Source organism: Bradyrhizobium monzae (assembly GCF_021458635.1).
Taxonomy (GTDB): domain Bacteria; phylum Pseudomonadota; class Alphaproteobacteria; order Rhizobiales; family Xanthobacteraceae; genus Bradyrhizobium.
The window spans coordinates 228,013-247,927 of the sequence record NZ_JAIRDQ010000006.1; the positions used below are offsets into that span (position 1 = coordinate 228,013).

General features: G+C 64.8%; 21 protein-coding genes. 2 read left to right on the forward strand and 19 right to left on the reverse strand.

The annotated features are described in order from the left end of the window. Window positions 1–55: 55 nt before the first annotated feature. The 10 genes from K3F49_RS22900 to K3F49_RS22945 form a co-directional block, all read right to left on the reverse strand. Window positions 56–775 carry a TetR/AcrR family transcriptional regulator gene (locus K3F49_RS22900; RefSeq protein ID WP_234683211.1) on the reverse strand — a complete coding sequence of 240 codons (720 nt, stop codon included), beginning with the start codon at window positions 773–775 and terminating at the stop codon, window positions 56–58. Between the two features lie 81 nt (window positions 776–856). Continuing rightward, the gene (locus K3F49_RS22905; RefSeq protein WP_234683212.1) at window positions 857–1,795 is read right to left on the reverse strand and encodes an SMP-30/gluconolactonase/LRE family protein; all 939 of its coding nucleotides are present in this window, start codon (window positions 1,793–1,795) and stop codon (window positions 857–859) included. Between the two features lie 12 nt (window positions 1,796–1,807). After that, entirely contained in the window at window positions 1,808–2,545 is a 738-nt protein-coding gene (locus K3F49_RS22910; RefSeq protein ID WP_234683213.1) for an ABC transporter ATP-binding protein, read from the reverse strand. Continuing rightward, window positions 2,538–3,323: an ABC transporter ATP-binding protein gene (locus K3F49_RS22915; RefSeq protein ID WP_234683214.1), complete on the reverse strand. Its 786-nt coding sequence runs from the start codon at window positions 3,321–3,323 to the stop codon at window positions 2,538–2,540. Before K3F49_RS22915 ends, K3F49_RS22910 begins: the two co-directional genes overlap by 8 nt. Beyond that, window positions 3,320–4,300, reverse strand: coding sequence for a branched-chain amino acid ABC transporter permease (locus K3F49_RS22920; RefSeq protein WP_234683215.1), 981 nt, complete (start codon window positions 4,298–4,300; stop codon window positions 3,320–3,322). The genes K3F49_RS22915 and K3F49_RS22920 overlap by 4 nt, the downstream gene beginning before the upstream one ends. Beyond that, complete coding sequence (locus K3F49_RS22925) at window positions 4,287–5,183, reverse strand: branched-chain amino acid ABC transporter permease (protein ID WP_234683216.1); 897 nt, start codon at window positions 5,181–5,183, stop codon at window positions 4,287–4,289. The genes K3F49_RS22920 and K3F49_RS22925 overlap by 14 nt, the downstream gene beginning before the upstream one ends. After that, on the reverse strand, window positions 5,180–6,079 hold the full coding sequence (locus K3F49_RS22930; protein ID WP_234683217.1) for an NAD(P)-dependent oxidoreductase: 900 nt from the start codon (window positions 6,077–6,079) through the stop codon (window positions 5,180–5,182). The genes K3F49_RS22925 and K3F49_RS22930 overlap by 4 nt, the downstream gene beginning before the upstream one ends. Before the next feature lie 4 nt (window positions 6,080–6,083). Beyond that, the gene (locus tag K3F49_RS22935; RefSeq protein WP_234683218.1) at window positions 6,084–6,833 is read right to left on the reverse strand and encodes an SDR family NAD(P)-dependent oxidoreductase; all 750 of its coding nucleotides are present in this window, start codon (window positions 6,831–6,833) and stop codon (window positions 6,084–6,086) included. A gap of 100 nt (window positions 6,834–6,933) precedes the next feature. Beyond that, window positions 6,934–8,139: an ABC transporter substrate-binding protein gene (locus K3F49_RS22940; protein WP_234683219.1), complete on the reverse strand. Its 1,206-nt coding sequence runs from the start codon at window positions 8,137–8,139 to the stop codon at window positions 6,934–6,936. Between the two features lie 83 nt (window positions 8,140–8,222). Then, on the reverse strand, window positions 8,223–9,059 hold the full coding sequence (locus K3F49_RS22945) for an HpcH/HpaI aldolase/citrate lyase family protein (RefSeq protein WP_346657340.1): 837 nt from the start codon (window positions 9,057–9,059) through the stop codon (window positions 8,223–8,225). Window positions 9,060–9,146: 87 nt separating this feature from the next. Between K3F49_RS22945 and K3F49_RS22950 the strand changes: the two genes are divergently transcribed. Further along, window positions 9,147–9,845, forward strand: coding sequence for a GntR family transcriptional regulator (locus K3F49_RS22950; protein WP_234683220.1), 699 nt, complete (start codon window positions 9,147–9,149; stop codon window positions 9,843–9,845). Further along, window positions 9,842–10,417, forward strand: a complete 576-nt coding sequence (locus K3F49_RS22955; protein WP_234683221.1) for a cysteine hydrolase family protein — start codon at window positions 9,842–9,844, stop codon at window positions 10,415–10,417. The genes K3F49_RS22950 and K3F49_RS22955 overlap by 4 nt, the downstream gene beginning before the upstream one ends. Window positions 10,418–10,459: 42 nt before the next feature. Here K3F49_RS22955 and K3F49_RS22960 read toward each other — a convergent pair whose 3' ends face one another. The 9 genes from K3F49_RS22960 to K3F49_RS23000 all read right to left on the reverse strand — a co-directional run bounded on the left by K3F49_RS22960 (window position 10,460) and on the right by K3F49_RS23000 (window position 19,781). Then, entirely contained in the window at window positions 10,460–11,476 is a 1,017-nt protein-coding gene (locus tag K3F49_RS22960) for an ABC transporter substrate-binding protein (RefSeq protein ID WP_234683222.1), read from the reverse strand. Between the two features lie 37 nt (window positions 11,477–11,513). Then, window positions 11,514–12,305 carry an ABC transporter permease gene (locus K3F49_RS22965; RefSeq protein ID WP_234683223.1) on the reverse strand — a complete coding sequence of 264 codons (792 nt, stop codon included), beginning with the start codon at window positions 12,303–12,305 and terminating at the stop codon, window positions 11,514–11,516. Continuing rightward, the gene (locus K3F49_RS22970) at window positions 12,302–13,129 is read right to left on the reverse strand and encodes an ABC transporter ATP-binding protein (RefSeq protein WP_234683224.1); all 828 of its coding nucleotides are present in this window, start codon (window positions 13,127–13,129) and stop codon (window positions 12,302–12,304) included. Before K3F49_RS22970 ends, K3F49_RS22965 begins: the two co-directional genes overlap by 4 nt. Before the next feature lie 46 nt (window positions 13,130–13,175). Further along, entirely contained in the window at window positions 13,176–14,027 is an 852-nt protein-coding gene (locus tag K3F49_RS22975; RefSeq protein ID WP_234683225.1) for an FAS1-like dehydratase domain-containing protein, read from the reverse strand. 23 nt (window positions 14,028–14,050) lie between these two features. After that, window positions 14,051–15,241 (reverse strand): CaiB/BaiF CoA transferase family protein, encoded by a 1,191-nt coding sequence (locus tag K3F49_RS22980; RefSeq protein ID WP_234683226.1) that lies wholly within the window; start codon window positions 15,239–15,241, stop codon window positions 14,051–14,053. Further along, complete coding sequence (locus K3F49_RS22985; protein ID WP_234683227.1) at window positions 15,238–16,437, reverse strand: CaiB/BaiF CoA transferase family protein; 1,200 nt, start codon at window positions 16,435–16,437, stop codon at window positions 15,238–15,240. Before K3F49_RS22985 ends, K3F49_RS22980 begins: the two co-directional genes overlap by 4 nt. Before the next feature lie 83 nt (window positions 16,438–16,520). After that, on the reverse strand, window positions 16,521–17,732 hold the full coding sequence (locus tag K3F49_RS22990; protein ID WP_234683228.1) for an FAS1-like dehydratase domain-containing protein: 1,212 nt from the start codon (window positions 17,730–17,732) through the stop codon (window positions 16,521–16,523). A 34-nt stretch (window positions 17,733–17,766) separates the two neighbouring features. After that, window positions 17,767–18,657 carry a succinate--CoA ligase subunit alpha gene (locus K3F49_RS22995; protein WP_234683229.1) on the reverse strand — a complete coding sequence of 297 codons (891 nt, stop codon included), beginning with the start codon at window positions 18,655–18,657 and terminating at the stop codon, window positions 17,767–17,769. After that, entirely contained in the window at window positions 18,654–19,781 is a 1,128-nt protein-coding gene (locus tag K3F49_RS23000; RefSeq protein WP_234683230.1) for an ATP-grasp domain-containing protein, read from the reverse strand. Before K3F49_RS23000 ends, K3F49_RS22995 begins: the two co-directional genes overlap by 4 nt. Window positions 19,782–19,915 lie beyond the last annotated feature (134 nt).

The window sequence follows — 19,915 nt, forward strand, 5'->3', positions numbered from 1 at the left end:
ATCCTCCTCGAGGCACCCGGACCCGACACGTCTCTGAAACAGAGGAAGTTCAGCTCTAGCGCGCTGCTCGCCGCGGCATGGACCTGGCCTTGGCCTTGGCGCCCCGGCCCACTCTCGCCCCGGCTTTCGCAGAGCCGGGCTCCATTATGCGATCGATGAAGAGGGCGGCGACAAACTCGGCATCCTCGCCGAGCTTCCTGGTATCGCCGGACACCAGCGCCTGGATGCAGATGCCACTGATCGCACCGGAGATCGCACGCACGTTCTGCTCGATGTCGACGTCATTGCGCAGTTCGCCCAGCTTGCGCGCCTGCAGCAGATAGGCGCGCAGATTATCGCGGTAGACGGCGTGCAGCTCGGCGATGCGCGGCTTCAATTCCGGCACTGTGCCGGTGGAATCCACGATGAGATGGTAGAGCGCGATCGCCGAGTCCGGCATGTCGCGAACGGCCTCCATCTGGATCCGGATCCGCTCGGCAAGGGCCTCGCAACCGGTGCGGCCGTCGATCCGCCGCTCGACCTGGCGCATGAAGCGGTCCTGGATCGTGTCGATCACGGTCTCCAGCAGCCTCAGCTTGGTGCCGAAGCGCTGAACCGGAAGGCCCCGGCTGTAACCGGCTTCGATGCCGATATCAGCCAGGCTCGCGCCGGCCGTGCCATGCTTGCCGATCAGCGCCACCGCCGCCCGAAGCATGCGTCGGTCCGATTCCTTGCGCCGCCGCTCCTTGGAGCCGATGATCGGCGCCGCCTTGCCTGTTCCGCTGCCGGCTGTCACGAACCGCCAATCCCCCTCGTCCGCGATGAATCCTTTTGCCACGGTACACGGGGGTGGGAGGTTTGTCAGTGGGGTCGAACTCTACCGACGTGCGGTGCGAGGGTCGTTGAGGGCAAGACCGGACCTCGGCCAGTCGACCGCAACCAGCCGCCCGGTGCCGGAGAGCGTGATGAAGGCGGTGCGCATGTCCGCGCCGCCGAAGCAGATGTTGGTGCAATAGACCTCGTCGGCTTCGCGGAATTCCACGAGATGTCCATCCGGCGCAAACACGCTGATGCCGCCCCGCACGAGCGTCGCAACGCAGATGTTGCCGCCCGCCTCCACAGCCAGCGAGTCGAAACGCTGATAGCCCGGTAGGCCGTGCAGTAGCCGGCCACCATTCGGCGACGGCCAGGGCTCCTTCGCGACCTCGCCTTCGCCGATGATCGGATAGCTCCAGATCCGGCTGGTTTCGGTTTCTGTGACGTAGAGCGTACGCCCATCCGGCGACAGCCCGACACCGTTCGGCGTCATGATCGGGAAGATCGCTTCCCGGATCATCGAGCCGTCGGTGCGCGCGTAGTAGACCGCACCGCGGTCCATCAGGCGACCATAGGTCTTGCCGAGGTCGGTGAACCAGAAGCCGCCCTTTGTGTCGAACACGATGTCGTTCGGCCCCTTCAGATGAACGCCGCCGCAACTGTCATAGAGGGTTTTGACGGCACCGGTATCGAGGTCGACCTGCTCGATGCGGCCGGTGGTGTAGTCCTCGGCACGCCCGGTCGGACGGACGAAGTTGCTGCTGTCCTTGCGCCAGGAGAAGCCGCCATTGTTGCAAACATAGCATTTGCCGTCCGGCCCGATCGCCGCACCGTTCGGGCCGCCGCCGAGATGCGCGATCATTTCTTTCTTGCCTGACAGCAGCACGCGCGTGAGCCGGCCGCCCTCGATCTCGACGACGATCACGCTGCCGTCGGCGAGCGCAATCGGCCCTTCGGGAAAGGCCAGTCCGTTCGCGATCTCCCTGCCTTCGAGGCGCATGTCGTCACTCCCTCATGCCGGTTCCGGCTGGCCTGCGCCGAGATAGGCGTCCACGATTTCGGCCTGGCTGGCCGCAGTCGCAAGATCCGCCGCGCTACGATGGCCGACGATCCTGCCGTTGCGGACGAAATAGAGCTGGTCGGCCACCTTCATGGTCATGCGGAAATTCTGCTCGACCAGCATGATGGCAAGCCCGGTGTCCTGCTTGATGGTGACGAGGCGCTCGAACACGCGGCGGATCAAAAGCGGCGCGAGGCCAAGCGACGGCTCGTCCAGCAGCAACAGGCGCGGCGCGCTCATCAGGCCGCGCCCGATCGCCAACATCTGCTGCTCGCCGCCGCTCAGCATCCAGGCCGGCGATGTCAGGCGGTTGGCGATCTCCGGGAATAATTCCAGCATCAGGTCGCGCCGCTGTCGCTGCGTCCGCGCATCGAGGAAGAAGCCGCCGAGCAGGAGATTTTCGGCCACCGTGAGCGAGCCGACGATCTGGCGGCCCTCGGGGACATAGACGATGCCGCGCCGGACGCGCTGCCGCGCCGCGAGCGCGCCGATGTCCTCGCCGGCAAAGCGCAACTCGCCTTGCGCCGGCACCAGGCCGGCAATGGCCTTAAGCACCGACGATTTGCCCGCGCCGTTCGCGCCCAGCAAGGCGACGACGCCTCGCTCCGGCACGGAGAGGTCGACATTCTCGACTGCAGGCGCGGCACCATAGCTGACGCAGAGACCGCGCACGGACAACAACTCAGTCATCGGCATCGTCTCCGAGATAGACCCGGATCACGTCCGGATGCGCGCGGATCTCAGCGGGCGTGCCGCTCGCGATCATCTGGCCGAAATTGAGCACGTAGATCTGCTCACACAGCTCCATGATCAGGTCCATGTCGTGCTCGACGACGAGCAGCACGAGATCGGGCCGCATCAGCCGCTTCAAGGCGCGCATCAAGTCACGCGTCTCGACTGCGTTGAGACCGGCGGCCGGCTCGTCGAGCAGGATCGCGCGGGGCTCGCAGACAATCGCGCGCGCGATCTCGGCGAGACGTAACGTTCCCGGCGGCAGATCGGATGGCTTGTCGTGGGCGGCAGAGGCAATGCCGAGCTCGCTTAGCGCCGCCATGGCGCGGCGCTCTACCTCTTTCTGCTCGGCCCGCAGTGCAGGCGTCGGCACGAAGGCGCTGAACCAGCCGGAGCGCCGCTTCAAGGTGAGGCCGACGAGTACGTTTTCCAGGAGCGACAGATCCGGGCACATCGCCAGGTTCTGGAAGCTGCGGGTGATGCCGCATGCGGCGCGCTGGGCCGGGCCGAGGCCGTTCAATAGCGTGCCGGCAAAGCTGCTGCGGCCACGCTGGCCGTGGTAGAGCCCGGTCAGGCAATTGAAAAGGCTGGTCTTGCCTGCTCCGTTAGGCCCGATCAAGCCGGTGATGACGCCGGGGCGCAGCGTCAGCGAGACGTCATTGAGGACATGCAATCCGCCGAAGGCGAGCGAAATGCCTTCGGCGACGAGCCCTTCGCTGGTACCCGCTTCCATCATCGCCCTCTCCCGCGCGGCAGGAAGCGGCGGAGATCGCCGGCATTCGCGACCAGCGTCACCACGACGAGCGCGACGCCATAGAGGATCGGCACCCAGTCACCGGCCTGCGCAAGATAAGTCGGCACCAGCGTGATGAAGGCACCGCCGACGAGCGCGGCCGGCAAGGACAGGCGGTTGAGACTGACGACCGAACCGACCAGCAGGAAGACGCCGCTAAAGAACGTAAAACTGTTGGGGGAGACGGTCGAGGACGCAAAGCCGGTCAGCGCGCCGGCAAGCGAGGCAAGTGCAGCGCTCAGGGTGAAGATCGAGATGCGCGCCCAGCTTCGCGTGATCCCCATCGCCTCGGCGGCGCGCGGCTGCGCCTGCGCCATCAGCAGGGCCAGCCCCTGCGCCGATTTGCGGAAATGCGCGAGCGCGAGGCAGACGATGACGAGCACGCCGAGCGCGACGTAGTAGCGCTGCAAGGCCTTTGGAATGCCCGGGATCAGGTCCTGCGCGATATAGAGCCCTTCGAAACCGCCGGTGAATTTCTCGAAACCGATCAGGATTTCCGGCAGCGCCAGCGCGAGCGCCATGGTCGCGACCGCAAGATAGATCCCGGACAGCCGACGCGAGGGAAATGCAAAGACGAAGCCGGCGCCGGCGCCGAGCAGGATCGCCAGCGGCAGGCTCACCACGATCGACAGGCCGAGCCGGTGCTCGACGATCGCCACCGCATAGGCGCCGAGCGCGACGAAGAAGCTGTGCCCGATCGAGACCTCGCCGCCGTAACGCACGAGCATGCTGACCGAGAGCACGGCCAGCGCGTTCGCAAAGCACAGCGACAGACTGTAGAGCAGGAAGCCGCCGGCGAGCAGCGGCGCCAGCAGCAGGATCGCGACGAGGGCCAGCATGGACAGCCGCGCGGCATCGACGCGACCGCCACGGACGGACAATTCGGCCTTGGACGTCTGCGCGAGATCAGACACGGCCACCGATCGCCCTTTCCAAGAGCCCATTGGGGAAGAAGTTCAGCGTCAGCAGGATTACGCCGAGCAGGAACGTGTTCATGAACTCCGGCGCGACATAGAAGGAGAACAGGTTCATGGCGATGCCGACCAGGATGCCGCCGACGGCAGCGCCAGGCAGGCTCGAGAAGCCGCCGACCACAGCTGCCGTGAATGCCTGCAGCATGAAGGACGGCACCGTCGTCGAGCTCAGGAATGTCGTTGGCACGATGAGCAGGGCGGCAACGAGGCCGAGGACGGCACCAGCGAGCCAGGAGAACAGGTGCACCGAGCGCAGGTTCAGTCCGCAGACTTCGCAGGCGAACGGATTGGTCGAGACCGCGCGGAACGCAACGCCGAGCTTGGTCCGCTCGATGATCACAAACAGGCCGCCGACAATCGCGAGCGTGACGACGAGGACGGCCAAATCGTAGGAGGAAATGCGGATCGCGTCGAGGCTGAAGCTGAGGCGCGGCACCGGCAGGTCGAGATTGACGATGTCGGCGCCGAACACGAGCTGCACGGCGCCTTGCAGGATCAACCCGACGCCGAGTGTCGCGATGGTGGAGGCGAGATCGGACTTGAAGACGATCGGCGCGATCAGGACATAGCTCACCACCGCGACCGCGCAGGCAATGCCGAGCGCCAACGCCACCGCGCTGCCCCAGGACAGGCTGAGCAGGCTGCCGCTGGAGAAGCCGTAGACCACGAAGGCGCCGAGACAGGCGAGATTGCCGTGCGAAAAATTCACGACGCGCGAGCTCTTGAACACCATGACGAGACCGAGCGCGCCGACGCCATAGAGGCAGCCGGAGATGAGACCGGACCACAGCAGCGGCAGGACGTCCCTGATGAAACCGGCCACGCTCACCCTTGCCCTTCACCGGGCGTGCCGCCCTTCTCAATGAACTCGATCACGCCGGGGAAGTAGCGGCCCGACAGACCGTGCTTGCATGCGGCGTCGTAATAGCGGCGCGCGAGCTCGGCGACACCGGGGCGGATGCCGGTGTCGGCGGCGAGCTGAAGCACGTAATCGAGATCCTTCAGCACATATTCCGGCGGGAACGCCTTCTCCGGAAAATTGCGCGGCAGCATCGCCTTGGTGCCGTGATTGCGCAGCACGAAGCTGTCGCCGGAGCCCTTCGACACCGCGCCGAGTAGCGTCTCGGGCTTCACGCCGGCGCGCTCGCCCACCACCATCATCTCGGCGAGCGCGAGCGTGTTCTCGAACACCAGCGCATTGTTGATCAGCTTGACGACCTGGCCGCAGCCGACCTCGCCGCAATGGGTGACGTCGGATCCCATATAATCGAGCAGAGGCTCGATCCGCGCGAACACCGGAGCTTCAGCGCCGACCATGATGCTGAGCTCGCCGCGCTGCGCGGCCTCGCGCGTGCGCGCCACCGGTGCGTCAGCAAAGTGGAAGCCGTCCACCTTCAGCCGCTCGGCTACACTGCGCGCGAGCGCGACCGGCGTGGTGCTGAGATCGACGATCGTCGTCCCCGGCCGCGCCGCCCTTGCGATGCCTGCGGAAACCGCCTCGACCTGCGGACCGCCCGGCAGCGACAGGAAGATCACGTCGGCCGCGGCAGCCAGCGTTTCGAGCGAGCTCGCCGCTTCCGCCTTGGTATCGGACAGGGCGGCAGTCGCCGCCGGATCGCGATCAAGCATCAGCACACGGCCGGCATGCTTCTTGGCGACATTGCGGCACATCGGCCCGCCCATGACGCCGAGGCCGATGAATCCCAGGGTCTCTGCTGTGTTCATCGCATCAATCCATCAGCATGCCGCCGTTGACGTCGAGCACCGTCCCGGTGATCCAGTTCGACGCCGGCGAGCAGAGGAAGAGAATGCTCTGCGCGATATCCTCGGGCTGGCCGAACCGCCCCAGTGGCACGTTGCCGTTCGGAGACGGCGCAGCGCGATCGGTGACCGTCGCCCACATCGGCGTCTCGACTGGACCCGGCGCGATGATGTTGGCATAGACGCCTTTGGCCGCGCCGTTCTTGGCGACCCATTTCATCAGGCCATGCACGGCCGATTTCGCCGCGACATAGGCCGGCCCCGACGCGACGCCGCCAATCTTGGCGGCGATCGAGCCGAGCGCCACGATCTTGCCGAAGCCGCGCTCGGCCATGACAGGGTAGAGCTTGCGGACGGGATTGACCGTGCCCATCAGATTGACGGCGAGGATCTTCTCCCACTCTTCGTCCGTCGACTGCTGGAGCGGCGTGTTGGCGATGGTGCCGGCGCAGAGCACGAGGACGTCGATCTTGCCGCGCGCCTTCAGTTCGGCATCGATCAGCTTCTCGACCGCGGCCCGATCGGTCACGTCGCAGCGGCGATAGCTCGCCTTGGCCGGAAACTTGCCGCCGTCCTCGACGATATCAGTGGCGATGACTTCGGCGCCGGCTTCACAGAATGCGGCAACCACGGCGCGGCCGATGCCGCCGGCTGCTCCCGTGACGAGGGCGATTTGTCCGTCGAGACGCGAGGGCCCACTCAGGGGTGATCCAGCCATGTCGTAGATTCCTTGTTCTTCTTCAGTTTTCTTGTTGGCGTTGGCGATTAACATGAGCAGCGGGCGACCGCGTCTTGCGATCACCCGCTGAAGGATCGGCTCAGGCCGGCTTGGCGTCGAAGGCCACGGCCGGATAGGGCTTGAAGTCGCGCACCATGACGAAGGAGCCCTGCGCCTGCAAAATTGCCTCCTGGCGCGTGCCGCGATGATCGACGCCTGTGAACGTCACCTTGCGCGCACCACCGACCGAGGCGTTGCTCAGGCTGTTGCCAGCCTCGATCAGATTGGCGCGCGTGATCGGCTTGCCGCTGTCGATCAGCGCAGCGAAGATGCTGCCGAATAGCGCGGCGTTGCTCCAGCCGTTGAGGCCGAACACGCCGACGGGATCATTCGGATAGTATTTGCTGATGGCTTCGCGATAGGCCTTGATCTCGGGCTCGGCGCTGTCGACCGGCAGCAGCCAGGACGAGAAGTAGACACCGTTGAGGAGGTCACCGGTCAGCTTGTAGGTGGCGGGATCGGCGGTGAAGAAGGGCGCGAACCAAGTCATCTTGACGCCCTGGCGATCGGCCGCCTTCAGCGCCGCCGCAAGATTGGCGTTGGAGCCGAACAGGATCGCGGCGTCGGCCTGCGCGTTGGCGACGCGGCGGATGTGCGGCGTGAAGTCGGTGGTCTTGACCTCGAACGGCACCGATTCAGCCGGCGTCAGCTTGTTCGCCTCCATGAAGAGATCGAAGCCGCGCTTGGCGGAGCGGCCAAGCTCGTCGTTCTCCCACAATAGCGCGATCTTCTTGAGCTTGAGATCGTTGACGGCGAACTCGGCATTTGATGCCGCCGACCAGCCATAGTCGGGCAACAGCGGAAAGATGTTCGGCTCGGCGAAGAAGGCGCTGGCGCCGCCGATCGGCCCGATCATCGCAAGGCCGTTTTCCTTGGCGTAGGGAATGACGGCGACATTGGTCGCCGTGCCTACCGCGGCGACGAGGGCGAAGATGTGGTTGTCCTCGACCAGACGCCGGACCGCCGCGACGCTGCGGGCGGGATCGTAGCCATCATCGAGCGTCACATAGTTGATCTTCCAGCCCTTGATGCCGCCGGCCTCGTTGACACTCTTGAAGTACGCGTCGGCTGCGTGGGTCAGGATCGCATAGAAAGGGACAGGTCCCGTGATCGGAGTGAACCCGCCGATGGTGATGGTCTTCGCCGCAGCATCGACGCCGAGTTCGTCGGCGAGAAGCGGGCTGCCGGGATAGGCCGACGCGAGCGCGGCGGCACCAGATAGCTTGAGAAAGTCACGCCTCTTCATAGGCCCTCCCCGAGATCTGTTTTTATTGTCTGACGATCTTTAGCGGGAGGAACCAGGCGGGTCAAGAAAAAATGCATTATGCATTATGTAGCGTTTTCCACAGTGGCGGCCAAGATCAGCTCGGCGCGGCGGATCACAGGCGCGTCGATCATCTTGCCATCGAGCGCCACCGCAGCGCCCTGCCGATCCTTGGCAACCTGCATCACCCGGCGCGCCCAATCGAGCTCGTCTGCGGTCGGCAGGAAGGCCTCGTTGACCAGCTTGACCTGGGCGGGATGGATGCAGAGCTTGGCGCCGAAACCGAGCGCTTTCGTCCGGCCGACGGCTGCGCCGAAGGCGGCAGGATCCGTCCAGGACGTCGTCACCCCATCGATCGGCGGTGCCAATCCGGCCAGCCGCGACTCGAGGACGATTTGCAGGCGCACCGGATCGAGTTCCTGCGCGGTCTCGGTGACGCCGGCATCGATGCCGAAGTCTAGATTTCCAAAGGCAAACTGCGAAATCAGGCCACTTTTGCCGATGCTGCGCAGTTCGACATATCCCCGCACAGTTTCGATGAGCGCGATGATGTCACACTGGCTCTCCAACAGACCGGCCACACGATTGAGAGCACCGGGCTCCGCCTTCGGCAGCATCAGCCTGGTCACGCCGGCGCGTCGGATCATCTCCATATCAGCGACAAAGAACGGAGTGTCCGCGCCGTTCACGCGGACGATCGCATCCGTCCGCCCGGTCCATTGGGCGACGGCGCTACGCGCAGCGGCCTTATCGCTGGGAGCCACTGCATCCTCGAGATCGAGGATAACCCGGTGGGCTCCCGACATCCGCGCCTTGTCGAAGCGCTCGGGCCGGTCGGCGGGGACAAACAGGAACGAGCGGGACAAAGAGCTGGACATTGGACGGCGACCTCGATTATGCATTATGCATTATCGGTTGTACTTCTATCCCCCTAGGTGACCCCCGTCTATGGTGGCCGTGGGCAAATCGGTCGGGGGCAGCGGCATCCAATGGAATATCGGACGAAAGAGGAGCAGGTCGCCGACTACCTCCGCGAGGGCATCATCTCGGGGCGGCTGCCGCGCGGCGCCCGGCTGAAGCAGACCGAGATCGCGCAGGAGCTGAAGATCAGCATCACGCCGGTCCGCGAGGCTCTGAAGCTGCTCGTAGCCGAAGGTTATCTGTCCAGCGACTCCTATCGCGGTGCGACCGTCGCGCCGTTCGATGTCGAGGCCTCGAGCGAGATACTCCGGCTGCGGATCACGCTCGAGACCCAGCTCGTCGAGAGCGCCGTACGCAACATCACCGCCGAGGAGATTGCCGAGCTGCGCGAGCTGGCGCGCCAGTTCGAGGAAGCCGCCCTCGCCAATGACAGCACAGCGGCACGCGGTATCAACTACCGCTTCCACCGCCGCATGTACGATTTCGCCCGACTGCCGAAGACATTGCATTTCGTACAGGTGCTTTGGGCGCAATATCCATTCGACGTCATCAACCGCATCGGCGGCCGGGCGGTCCGAGCCGCCAAGGAGCACAACGAGCTGCTCAAAAATGTGATCGAGGGCGATACAGCCGGTGCAATGCTGATAATGCGCCAGCACATTGAAACGGGCTGGACCGAACTGCGCAGTGGAATGCCCGCGCCCGCGGACACTGCTCCCAAGTCCAAAGGCTCCGAGAACAGGAACTCTGCGAAGGAGACGTTATGAAGCCGATGCTGCTCGTCATGGACATGCTGAACGATCTCGTCCACGAGAATGGCGGCGGAGCCAAGACCTACGTGCCTCTGATGAAGGAGCGTGACGTACTTGGACGCACCAAGGCTGTCATCGCCAGGGCGCGCGCAGCTGGCGTGCTGATCGGCTATGTCCGCGTCGGCTTTTCACCCGATTATCGCGAATGCCCGCCCAATTCGCCGATCTTCTCCCGCGCCAAGGGCGCCGGCATGTTCAAGCTCGGCACCTGGGGCACCGAAGTCCACCCCGAGCTCACGCCCGAAGCAGGCGAATTCGACATCGTCAAGCATCGGGTGAGCCCGTTCTACGGCACCTCGCTGGAGCCGATCCTGCGCGCCCATGGCGTGACCGACCTGTTCCTGAGCGGCGTCTCGACCAACGGCGTGGTGCATACCGGCGCGCGCGAGGCGCATGACCGCGACTATGCCTGCACGGTGCTGGAAGATTGCTGCGCCGGCGGCACCACCGACGAGCACGACAGCGCGCTGCGCTGCCTCAGCCGCTTCGCCGCGATCAAGAACAGTGCGGATGTGAGCTTCGCGTGAGTTCCACCCTCTCCCCGTTCTACACGGGGAGAGGTGAAAAGACTACGCCCCTAGCCAGCGCGGGTCGATCGCCTGCCGGTAAGTCACACCGCGCACGGCATCGCTGAATTTCAGTTCGAACTCCATGTTGTGCGCGAATTGCTGCTCGGACAGGGTCGGCGGCACCGAGACGGTCGTGCGCTGATCCGAGACCGTGTGCTTGATGAGCGCAGTATCGGTCTGCTGGAAGTAGCGATCGTGCAGGATCTGCCCGGCTGCGTCGGGATCGTTGCGGATCAATTCTGATGCCTTGGTCATGCCGCGGACGAGCGAGGCCGCCGTCTCCGGATTCTTCTCGAGGAAGTCGGGACGCCCGCACAGCACGGTATAGAGAAAATTCTCGATGCCGGGCACCTCGCCGTGCGACGGGCGTGCGGCCCATACCGCGAGCCCCTCCTCGACCGCCTGGTTGTTCGCCGGCGCCGTGGTGTTGAACCCGTCGATCTGGCCGGAGCGCAGCGCCAGATACATCTTGTCGAGCTTGACCACCGTAAGGCTCACGTCCTTCTCAGGATCGAGCCCGCCGAGCGACAGCAGATAGCGCCAGATCTTGTCGGTGCCGCTGCCGCGACCCGAGATCGCAAGCGTCAGGCCCTTCATGCGAGCCATGCGCTCCTTCAGCGGCATGTCCGGCGCGAGACCAATCTTCTCGGACGTCTTCTTGGCGATCACGACATCGCTCGCATATTGCGACATCAGCGGCGCGAAGGCGTTGATCTTCTGCCCCTTGGCGACCGCAAGGATCACGTCGCTCATCACGAGCCCGGCGACGTCGACGCTGCCGCCGAGGATCGCAGCCATGCTGTTGGTACCGCTGCCAGTGTCGATCAGGGAGACGTCGAGACCCGCGTCCTTCATGAAGCCGGCCGCTGTCGCGACCAGCAGCGGCAGATAGGCGAAGGTGTAGCCGCCGATCGCGATCGTCACCGGCTTGCCGGCGCCCTGCGACATGACTGGCGTGACCGAGCCAGTCAGCGCTCCCGCAGCGATACCACCCAACATTGTCCGACGCGTGATCATGATGTTCTCTCTTTATTCTTGTTTTGACAAGACCATCTCAGCGCCAGCGAAAGATCCAGCTCTCCAGCCGACCGAGCGCTTCGTTGAGGAGCGTGGTGACGACCATCAGCGCGAACAGCGCGGCGAACACGCCGGCGGTGTCGAGCTGGCCCGCGGAATTCTGAGTGAGGTAGCCAATGCCGGCATTGGAGGCCATCATCTCGGCCGCGACCGCGCCGACGAAGCCGTAGGGCAGCCCGAGCTTCAACCCCGTGAACAGCCATGGCAGCGCGGACGGAAAAATCACCATGCGCTGGACCGCAAAGCGACCGGCGCCCATGGTCCGCAGCGCATCGACCATTTTCAGATCGACTTCGCGCACGCCACGCAAGGTCGAGAAGAACACCAGGAAGAACACGCTGATCGCCGCGAGCACGATCTTCGGTGCGAGGCCGATGCCGAACCACATAATGAAGAGCGGCGCCAGCGCGACTTTGGGTACGCCGTACACCGCCGTGACAAAGGGATCGACGGTGCGATGCAGGATGTCGCTTGCACCGACCAGCAGGGCGAACAGAACGCCAGCGGTCGCGCCCAGCACAAAGCCGACGGCCGTCTCCTTGAAGGTGATGAGCAGGTGATAAGCGAGCTGCCCGCTCGCGGTCCACTCCACCAGCGTCTTGAGCACCGCCGCAGGGCTGCTCACCCAGAACGGATCGAGCAGCGTGCCGGATGCGCCCTGCCACGCCGTGAGCATCGCGACCACGAAGATTGTGCGGTAGAGCCAAACGCGGCCGGATTGGCCGAGCATCGGTTCAGCCCGCGTGTCGGACAGTGCCTGTGTGCTCATGATGATCGCCTCACCGGCGGTTCGAGGGCGGCCCAGAGCCGCCGATAATGTTCTTCGAAGGCGGGATGGAAGCGTACCTCGTGCACCTCGCGCGGCCGCGGAATAGCGATGGGCTCGTCGAGCCTGATCTGGCAGGGACGCGACGAGAACACCAGGACGCGATCGGCGAGCGTGATCGCCTCGACGATGTCGTGGGTCACGAACACCACCGTCTTGCGCCGTGCTGACCACAATTTGAGAAGCTCGGCCTGGAGTACCAGCTTGAGCTGGGCGTCGAGCGGCCCAAACGGTTCGTCCATCAACAGCACGGGTGGATCGTAGATCAACGTGCGAGCGAGCATGGCGCGCTTGCGCATGCCGCCAGAGAGCTGGCTCGGATAATGCCGCTCGAAACCATCAAGACCGACTTGCACGATTAGCTCACGCACCCGGGCGGCGGTCTCCACGCGATCGATCTTGCGCAGCTCGAGCGGCACGGCGACGTTCTGCTCGACCGTCCGCCACGGCAGCAGGCTGTCATGCTGGGTGAGATAGCCGATCCCGGTATTGATGGCCGTAACAGGCGCGCCCTGGCACGTCACCGCACCCGCGCTCGGCCGATCAAGGCCGGCAAGCAGATTCAGCACGGTCGACTTGCCCGAACCGCTGGGGCCGACGATTGCGAGAAACTCGCCGCTTTGAAGCGAGATATTCAGCCCGCTCAGCACCTCAACGCGACCGCTGCGCGAAGAGAAGGCCTTGCCGACACCGCGGAGCTCGACCGCGGGGGCGCGCTGCGCCTCGCCATCTTGCGCAGGAACAACAGACAGGTGCGCCGATCTCATCGCCTTCGCCTCCGCTGTGATTTTCTTGTTTATCGTCCCGATATTCTCAGACTTCTGCTGCGGCCCGCATCGCGAGTGCGCCGCTCGCCCCGCTGGCCCAAAGGTCGAGCGCGCGCCCGTCCCCCTTTCCTTCCAGGCGGAACGGCGAGCTCACGAACAGCGGCGAGACACCCCTGAATTCGAAGAATCTGAGCGGCTTACCGGCGTGCCGCTCCGCAAAGCCTTGTAGCAACGTCGCCGTCAGCGGTCCGTGCACGACGAGATCGGGGTAATTCTCTTCCGACTGTGCGTAGGCCTGGTCGTAGTGGATGCGATGGCCGTTCGACGTCAGCGACGAATAGCGGAACAGCAGCACGGTATCGGGGCGAAACTCTTCGGACCACGCGCCATCCTGCGGAGAGGGCGCCGCCGCAGGCCCAGGAGATCCCGGCGCGGCCGCCTCGCGATAGACGATGTCCTGCTCCTCGGTGATGCATGGCGCACTATCGCAGGCAATGCTGTGGCTGACGGTGACGAACACCAGCCTGCCGGCACGGCCGGATTTGGCTTCGACCTTCAGGATCGTGCTCTCGCGCACGCCTTCGCCACCGACGGTCAGCGGCTTGTGGTAAGTGAGCCGCCCACCGGCCCACATCCGACGCGGCAGCGAGACCGGCGGCAGGAATCCGCCGCGCTTGGGATGTCCATCCGTTCCCAACTCCTGCCGCGGCACGAAGCGGTTGAAGAAAATCCAGTGCCAGCCCGGCGGCAAGGCGGCACCCAGCGCGTGATGCCCTTCCACGCCGAGCGTGGCGGCCAGCGCAGCGACGCGATCCGGCGCAATGCGCTCGCGGATCGTTTCCTTGCGACCGACCCAGGCCTGCCAGTCCTCGTCAGCCAATGTCGCGCTCTCGCTCATGACGGCAACTCCACTTCAAGCGTTCAGTAAATCACCTGCTGGTCGATCAGCACGTCGCGGTCCTCGCGGCTGAGGCCGAGCAGCTCGCCGAACACGTAGTCCTCGTCCTCGCCGAGGCGCGGCGTCCCGCGCGTCATGCCGACCTCCGATTTCGAGAAGCGGATCGGCGCCTTCAGCGCAGCGCGCTCCCGTCCGGTCGTATCCTCGACGTCGACGACGGTCCCGCGCTCGCGCAGATGCCGATCATGCGCGATGTCCTTCATGTTGCAGGAGATATGCGCGGCAATTCCGGCGGCCTGGAGCTTCCGCTCGGCTTCACCGGCCTCGTGCGTCATCGTCCAATGCTCGATCTCGCCATACAGCACCCGCCGGTGCGTGTGCCTGTTAGCCTCGGTCTCGAACCGGGGATCGGACAGCAGATGCGGCGCATCGATCAGCTTCGCCAGGCGCCGCCATTCGTCGTCGGTCCTGACGGCAATGGTCAGCCAGCGATCCTCTTCGCGGGTTCGGAACACGCCATGCGGCGCCATGCGCAGATGGTCATTGCCGATACGCGCGGGCTCGCCTCCCGCGGCGGCAAACAGCAAGGCTTCGCCGACCAGCGAACAGGCCACCTCGCGCGCGCTTATATCGACATGTCCACCGCGCCCGGTCTGGCGCAACCGATAGACCGCGGCGACCGCGGCCATGGCGGCGTTCATGCCGACGCTGTGATCCATTGCGTGGCGCATCTCGATCGGCGGCCCGTCCTCATAGCCGGTGAGATAGCCGAGCGCGCCCCAGGCACCGAACAGTGGCGCGTATCCGGCGAAATGCGAATCCGGCCCGCTCTGCCCCGAGGACGACACCGACACCATCACCACGGACGGCTTCAGCGCGGCGATCTCATCATAACCGAGGCCGAGCCGCTCCATTACGCCGGGCCGAAAGCTCTCGCAGACAAGGTCACTGACGCCGACGAGCTTCTTGGCCAGTGCGATGCCCTTGGCATCCTTCAGATTGATACGCACCGACAGCTTGTTGGACGCAACCTGATCGAAACTCGCAGGCCCCATCCGGCCATAGACCGGGTGCGGCTTGCGGAAGATATCCGGCCGTGCGGCACTTTCGATCTTGATGCATTCCGCGCCGAGCTGCGACAGCATGTGGGTACAGAACGGCCCTGCGGCGTGCAGGGTGAAATCGGCGATGCGGACTCCGGCAAGCGGCTTCATGAGGCCTCCGCGACAATTGCCGGCCGTTCGCGATGGCGCCTGGCCATTAGCAAGTTCTGATGTTCACCCAGCCGGGGCGGCCCCGCGCGCAAGGGCAGCGCTGTGCCGTCGAGATGAAAAGGCGTCGACAACACCGGCAGACGACCTGCGCCCGGAATCTCGACCGGCTGAAACAAATGCCGCGCCGCCTCATGCGGGTCGGACAGCACCTCGGCGGGTCTGGCATATTTCGCCATGGGAACACCCAGCGCCTGGGCCCGCGCGACGACATCCGCGGTCCGTTGTTCAAGTGCCCAGGCCCGAACCTCGCGGTTGATCTCTGTGCCGCGCCGGCTGCGCTCCAGCGAGTCCGACAGCGCGGGATCGAGCATCCAGTCGGGACGTCCCATCAATTCGATCAGACCGCCCCACTGCCGCTCCTCGAGCGTCAGCAGCTCGACATAGCCGTCGGCGCATTCCAGCACGCCACCGTATTTGAAAGAGCGCGTGCTGCGATGCTCCAGCGAGCCATCGCCGAAGCGCTGCAGCGCGAATGCGCCGACCGCGAGCGCGGCATCCTGGATCGAGACGTCGACGCTTTCCGCGCCGCCTTGCGCGCGGCCGACCAGCGCGGACAACGCGCCCAATGCGGCGACCACGCCACCCTGATATTCGGCGAAATGACCGTAGACCTTCAGCGGCGGACGTTCGGGAAAGAGTTCGGCCGCAAGACCGTTGGGCAACAGAAAGCCCTCGCCGGAGGCATGGATCAGATTGATCTCTTCGGCCTGCCAGTCCGCTTTCGGTCCCACGGCACCGAACGGCAACACTGACACATCGATCAGCCTAGGATAGCGCGCCCGGAGGGTCTGTTCGTCCAGATCGAGCTTTACACGCTCATCAGGGCGAAGATCATGGATAAGGACGTCAGCCTCGTCCAGCAGCGCGGACAATTCCACCCGGCCGGCCGGATTCGTCAGATCGCAGGTGATACTTTTCTTGCCTGCGGCCAGAAACGCGAACAGCGTACTCGCTTCATAGGCCGGTGGAAGCAACGGTGGCTCACGGCGAAGCGGATGGCCTTGCGGCGGCTCGACGAGAACCGTCTCGGCACCGAGCGTGCAGAGCAGCCGGCCGGCATGGGTCGCCGCAACACCGCGCGAGATCTCGACGGCAATGGCGCCTGCGAGCGGAGGCGCAGCAGCCTCGTCCGTCATGGCAACGCTTCCTCTTGTTGTTCTTGGTTGGGTCCGAAGCGTGGCGCACCACGCTTCGGTTCTTGTCCGGGCTCGAACAGGCTTCAGCGGACGGCCGGCAGTTCCAGCTCGAGCCCCGCTCCGTCGAAGAACACGCGGTTCTTTACGTCGCGCGAGGGCAGCATCACGGTGGCAAGGCCCGGCGTGGTCAGTTCGCCGCGCTGGTTCTCACCCCAGATCTCGAGATCGACCAATGCAAAGCCATCCTTGACGTACTTCTTACTCACCTTGCCCTTGCACCAGGTGGAGTCGCCCATGGTGTTGAAGCGCCGCATCTCGGTGCGCACGCGCTTGAGGAAGGCGGCATCGCCCATCCAGTTGCTGACGAGGCTGGCGAGCCATGACGAACGCTGCGGACCGTAATCATAGGTGCCGGGCACGCCGACTTCCTTGGCCACGGATTCGCGGTGATGCCCGATACCGGTATATTCGATCCCGCCGCCGGCCTCCGGATTGCGGAAGAAATGACCCGGGTGCTTGACGGCGGACTTCAGCACGATGCCGTGGGTGTGACCGCGACCACAGCCCACCAGGAAGCCCATCGTGTCCATCAGCGAGAGCGGTCCACGCACGATCGGCGGCAACTCATCGCCTTCGTTGACGTCTTCGAAGTAGCGCATCGTCGTGCCGCGAATCCGCTCGTCCTCCTTCAGGATGGCCTCATCGAGCGCCGCGAATTCTTCGGCTGTGTATTCGTACGGCTTGACGTCCTTGTACTTACCGGCGTCGCGCGCCGCTTTGCGCTCGTGGCGGGTGCAGGTGCCGAGCGCACGGGCGACCATTTCGCCGCGCTGGTTGGAGTAGGTGGCCTCGACATATTGCAACACGAGGCGGCCGGAGAATTTGCTCTCCTTGACCTCGATGCCAACCACGCGCTCGATCGCGGTGATGCGGTCGCCCGAGCGGATATGGCGGAACAGCTCCCAATCATTGCCCGCGTAGAAGCCGTGGACGCCGGGAAGACCCCAGCGGGTACGACCGATCCAACCGAACGCCATCGGGAACATCGGATGGGCGACGTTGGTGCCATAGCGGCTCTGGCGGCCGTGCTCGGAGTCACGATAGAGCGGATTGAGATCACCGATGCCGTTGCAGAAATTGCGGATGGTATCTTCAGTCGCGTCCTGGAGATACGGTCCCTCCGGGCGGAGCTGAAGGCCAATCATGCCCCGCGCCTGCGCGATCGCTTCGTCGGTGATCTTGCCTTCCGCCGGGGCGTGGCCGACCTCTTTTTCCTTTTCCATCACGTCTGACATGTTCGTCTCCAATTCCTGTACGAGTTGAGTTTTGCTAGGCTGCTGGTTTCATGGCGCGGGCCAACGCTGAAGCGGCGGCAGAGGCGAGGCCGTCGAGATCACGCGCGATCACGACACCGGCGCGATCGAGCGCCTCGACCTTGGCCATCCAGGTTTCGGCGTAAGAGCCGATCATCGCGGCGGCGTGTCCCATCTTCTTGCCGGCGGGCGCAGTGCGGCCGACCAGCAGAGCTGCCGACGGTTTTGCATCGGACCGCTTGGCGTATTCGGCGACAGCATATTCCTCTGAGCCGCCGATCTCGCCGAGATAGATGATGGCGCGCGTCTCCGGATCATCGTGGAATAGCGCGATTGCTTCCGCCGCGTTGACGCCGCGTACGGGGTCACCGCCGATGCCGATGACACTGGTCTGGCCGAGACCGGCCGAGGACAGGCGGAAGCAGGCTTCGTAGGACAGAGAGCCGCTGCGCGATATCACACCGATCGGACCGGGCGCGTAGCAGAACGAGGGCATGAAGCCGAGCTTGGCCTTGCCAGGCGAGATCAGGCCGGGCGAGTTCGGCCCGACCAGATGTGCACCATGATCGAGCGCGGCTGCGCGCATTTCCATCGCGTCCAGAACCGGTAGACCGTCGCCGGGATAGGCGACCAGCGGGCAGCCGGCTTCGATCGTCTCCAGCACCGCATCGAGCGCAACGACGGCCGGCACATAGACCAGCGCCGCATTGGCGCGGGTTTCCTCAATCGCGGCCGCAACGCTGGAGAACACGGGAACGCCTTCGATGGTCTGGCCGCTACGCCCCGTAGCCACGCCGGCAACGACCTTCGTATGGCTTTGCGCGAGATCCTTTACGGAGAACGTGCCGAACTTGCCGGTGATGCCGACGATCAGGACGCGGGCATCGGCATCGAGGAGAATGCTCATGACTGCGCTCCCGCCACTCTCTTGACGATATCCGCGACCGCCGTCTCCAGCGTCGCGTGGTTCTGACGGCCGGCCTCACGGAGGATGGTGGTGGCAAGATCGCTGCGTGTGCCGTTCAACCGCAGCGTCACCGGCTTCGCCGAGGTCCGCCTCGCCAGAAGCTCGACGAGCGTTTTCGCGACACGATCGGTGTGCAGACCGCCGCCGAACATGCTCACCAGAATGCCCTTTACGTTCGGCGCGCGATCGAGGAGATCGAAGGCGAGGCCAAAGCCCGCCGGCGTTGGTTTGCCGCTGACATCGAGAAAGCAGGCCGGCTGCGCGCCGGCGCCATCGATCGCGTCCATCGCGGCCATCGTCATGCCTGCGCCGCCCGAGATCAGCCCGATCTCGCCGTCGAGCCAGACCAGCATCAGATTGGCTTCTTCGCAGAGGCGGATGTCGCGCTCTGCCTTGTCACGCGACGCTGCGATGGCGGATGCCGTGGCGCCCTTGCGGAAGGCCGCCGCTTCATCGAGGACGATCTTGGCGTCCGCGGCGATCAACGCGCCATCCTTGGCAACGACCAGCGGATTGATCTCGACCGTCGTGCATTCGTTCGCCTGCGCAATTTCGAGCAACCGGCGCGCCGTGGAGATGACGCGTTCGCGCACCTTCGGATCGCTCTCGACCGGCTCCAGCAGTGCGCGGAAGGCATGAGCGCGAAAATTGCGGGCGAGCCCGACCGGGTAGCTCAGCGGCGGCGGCCCGTCCTCGATGTTGACGCCGCCGCGCGGCGAATAGAGCACATTGAAGCCGCCGACCCGGCTGTCGATCGCGACGGCGAGATAGAGTTCGCGCTCGATGTCGAGCCAGCTCTCGACCAGAACGGACGATGGCGCCTCGCCGGCGAACCGCATTCCCACGATCGCATCGAAGGCCGTTTCGAGCTCGGCAGCCGAGTTCGCCTTGCGAATGCCGCCGGCCTTACCTCGGCCGCCGGCAGAAACCTGCGCCTTCACGGCCACGGGGAGCGCGAGACGACAGGCCCTCGCTTCGTCGAGGGAGCGCAATTCCTGACTGGGAGGGGTGGCGATGGCGGCGCTGCGGAGCAGAGCCTTGCCTTGGGCTTCTGTGACTAACATAGAATGCATAATGCATTCTATTTGATGACGGTCAACACCTCGTTTGAGCGATCTTCGCATGCGCGGGCGAGGAAATAGGCGAAAATCAGCAAAATCCGAGCGGTGCAGCAAGTCACCACCACTTCATCGCCTTC

Bases quoted from the DNA above. Each gene is read 5' to 3' on its own strand.
- K3F49_RS22905 (WP_234683212.1), bottom strand. From the start codon at position 1,795: ATGCGCCTCGAAGGCAGGGAGATCGCGAACGGACTGGCCTTTCCCGAA.
- K3F49_RS22910 (WP_234683213.1), bottom strand. From the start codon at position 2,545: ATGACTGAGTTGTTGTCCGTGCGCGGTCTCTGCGTCAGCTATGGTGCC.
- K3F49_RS22915 (WP_234683214.1), bottom strand. From the start codon at position 3,323: ATGATGGAAGCGGGTACCAGCGAAGGGCTCGTCGCCGAAGGCATTTCG.
- K3F49_RS22930 (WP_234683217.1), bottom strand. From the start codon at position 6,079: ATGAACACAGCAGAGACCCTGGGATTCATCGGCCTCGGCGTCATGGGC.
- K3F49_RS22935 (WP_234683218.1), bottom strand. From the start codon at position 6,833: ATGGCTGGATCACCCCTGAGTGGGCCCTCGCGTCTCGACGGACAAATC.
- K3F49_RS22940 (WP_234683219.1), bottom strand. From the start codon at position 8,139: ATGAAGAGGCGTGACTTTCTCAAGCTATCTGGTGCCGCCGCGCTCGCG.
- K3F49_RS22945 (WP_346657340.1), bottom strand. From the start codon at position 9,059: ATGCATAATCGAGGTCGCCGTCCAATGTCCAGCTCTTTGTCCCGCTCG.
- K3F49_RS22950 (WP_234683220.1), top strand. From the start codon at position 9,147: ATGGAATATCGGACGAAAGAGGAGCAGGTCGCCGACTACCTCCGCGAG.
- K3F49_RS22955 (WP_234683221.1), top strand. From the start codon at position 9,842: ATGAAGCCGATGCTGCTCGTCATGGACATGCTGAACGATCTCGTCCAC.
- K3F49_RS22960 (WP_234683222.1), bottom strand. From the start codon at position 11,476: ATGATCACGCGTCGGACAATGTTGGGTGGTATCGCTGCGGGAGCGCTG.
- K3F49_RS22965 (WP_234683223.1), bottom strand. From the start codon at position 12,305: ATGAGCACACAGGCACTGTCCGACACGCGGGCTGAACCGATGCTCGGC.
- K3F49_RS22970 (WP_234683224.1), bottom strand. From the start codon at position 13,129: ATGAGATCGGCGCACCTGTCTGTTGTTCCTGCGCAAGATGGCGAGGCG.
- K3F49_RS22975 (WP_234683225.1), bottom strand. From the start codon at position 14,027: ATGAGCGAGAGCGCGACATTGGCTGACGAGGACTGGCAGGCCTGGGTC.
- K3F49_RS22980 (WP_234683226.1), bottom strand. From the start codon at position 15,241: ATGAAGCCGCTTGCCGGAGTCCGCATCGCCGATTTCACCCTGCACGCC.
- K3F49_RS22985 (WP_234683227.1), bottom strand. From the start codon at position 16,437: ATGACGGACGAGGCTGCTGCGCCTCCGCTCGCAGGCGCCATTGCCGTC.
- K3F49_RS22990 (WP_234683228.1), bottom strand. From the start codon at position 17,732: ATGTCAGACGTGATGGAAAAGGAAAAAGAGGTCGGCCACGCCCCGGCG.
- K3F49_RS22995 (WP_234683229.1), bottom strand. From the start codon at position 18,657: ATGAGCATTCTCCTCGATGCCGATGCCCGCGTCCTGATCGTCGGCATC.
- K3F49_RS23000 (WP_234683230.1), bottom strand. From the start codon at position 19,781: ATGTTAGTCACAGAAGCCCAAGGCAAGGCTCTGCTCCGCAGCGCCGCC.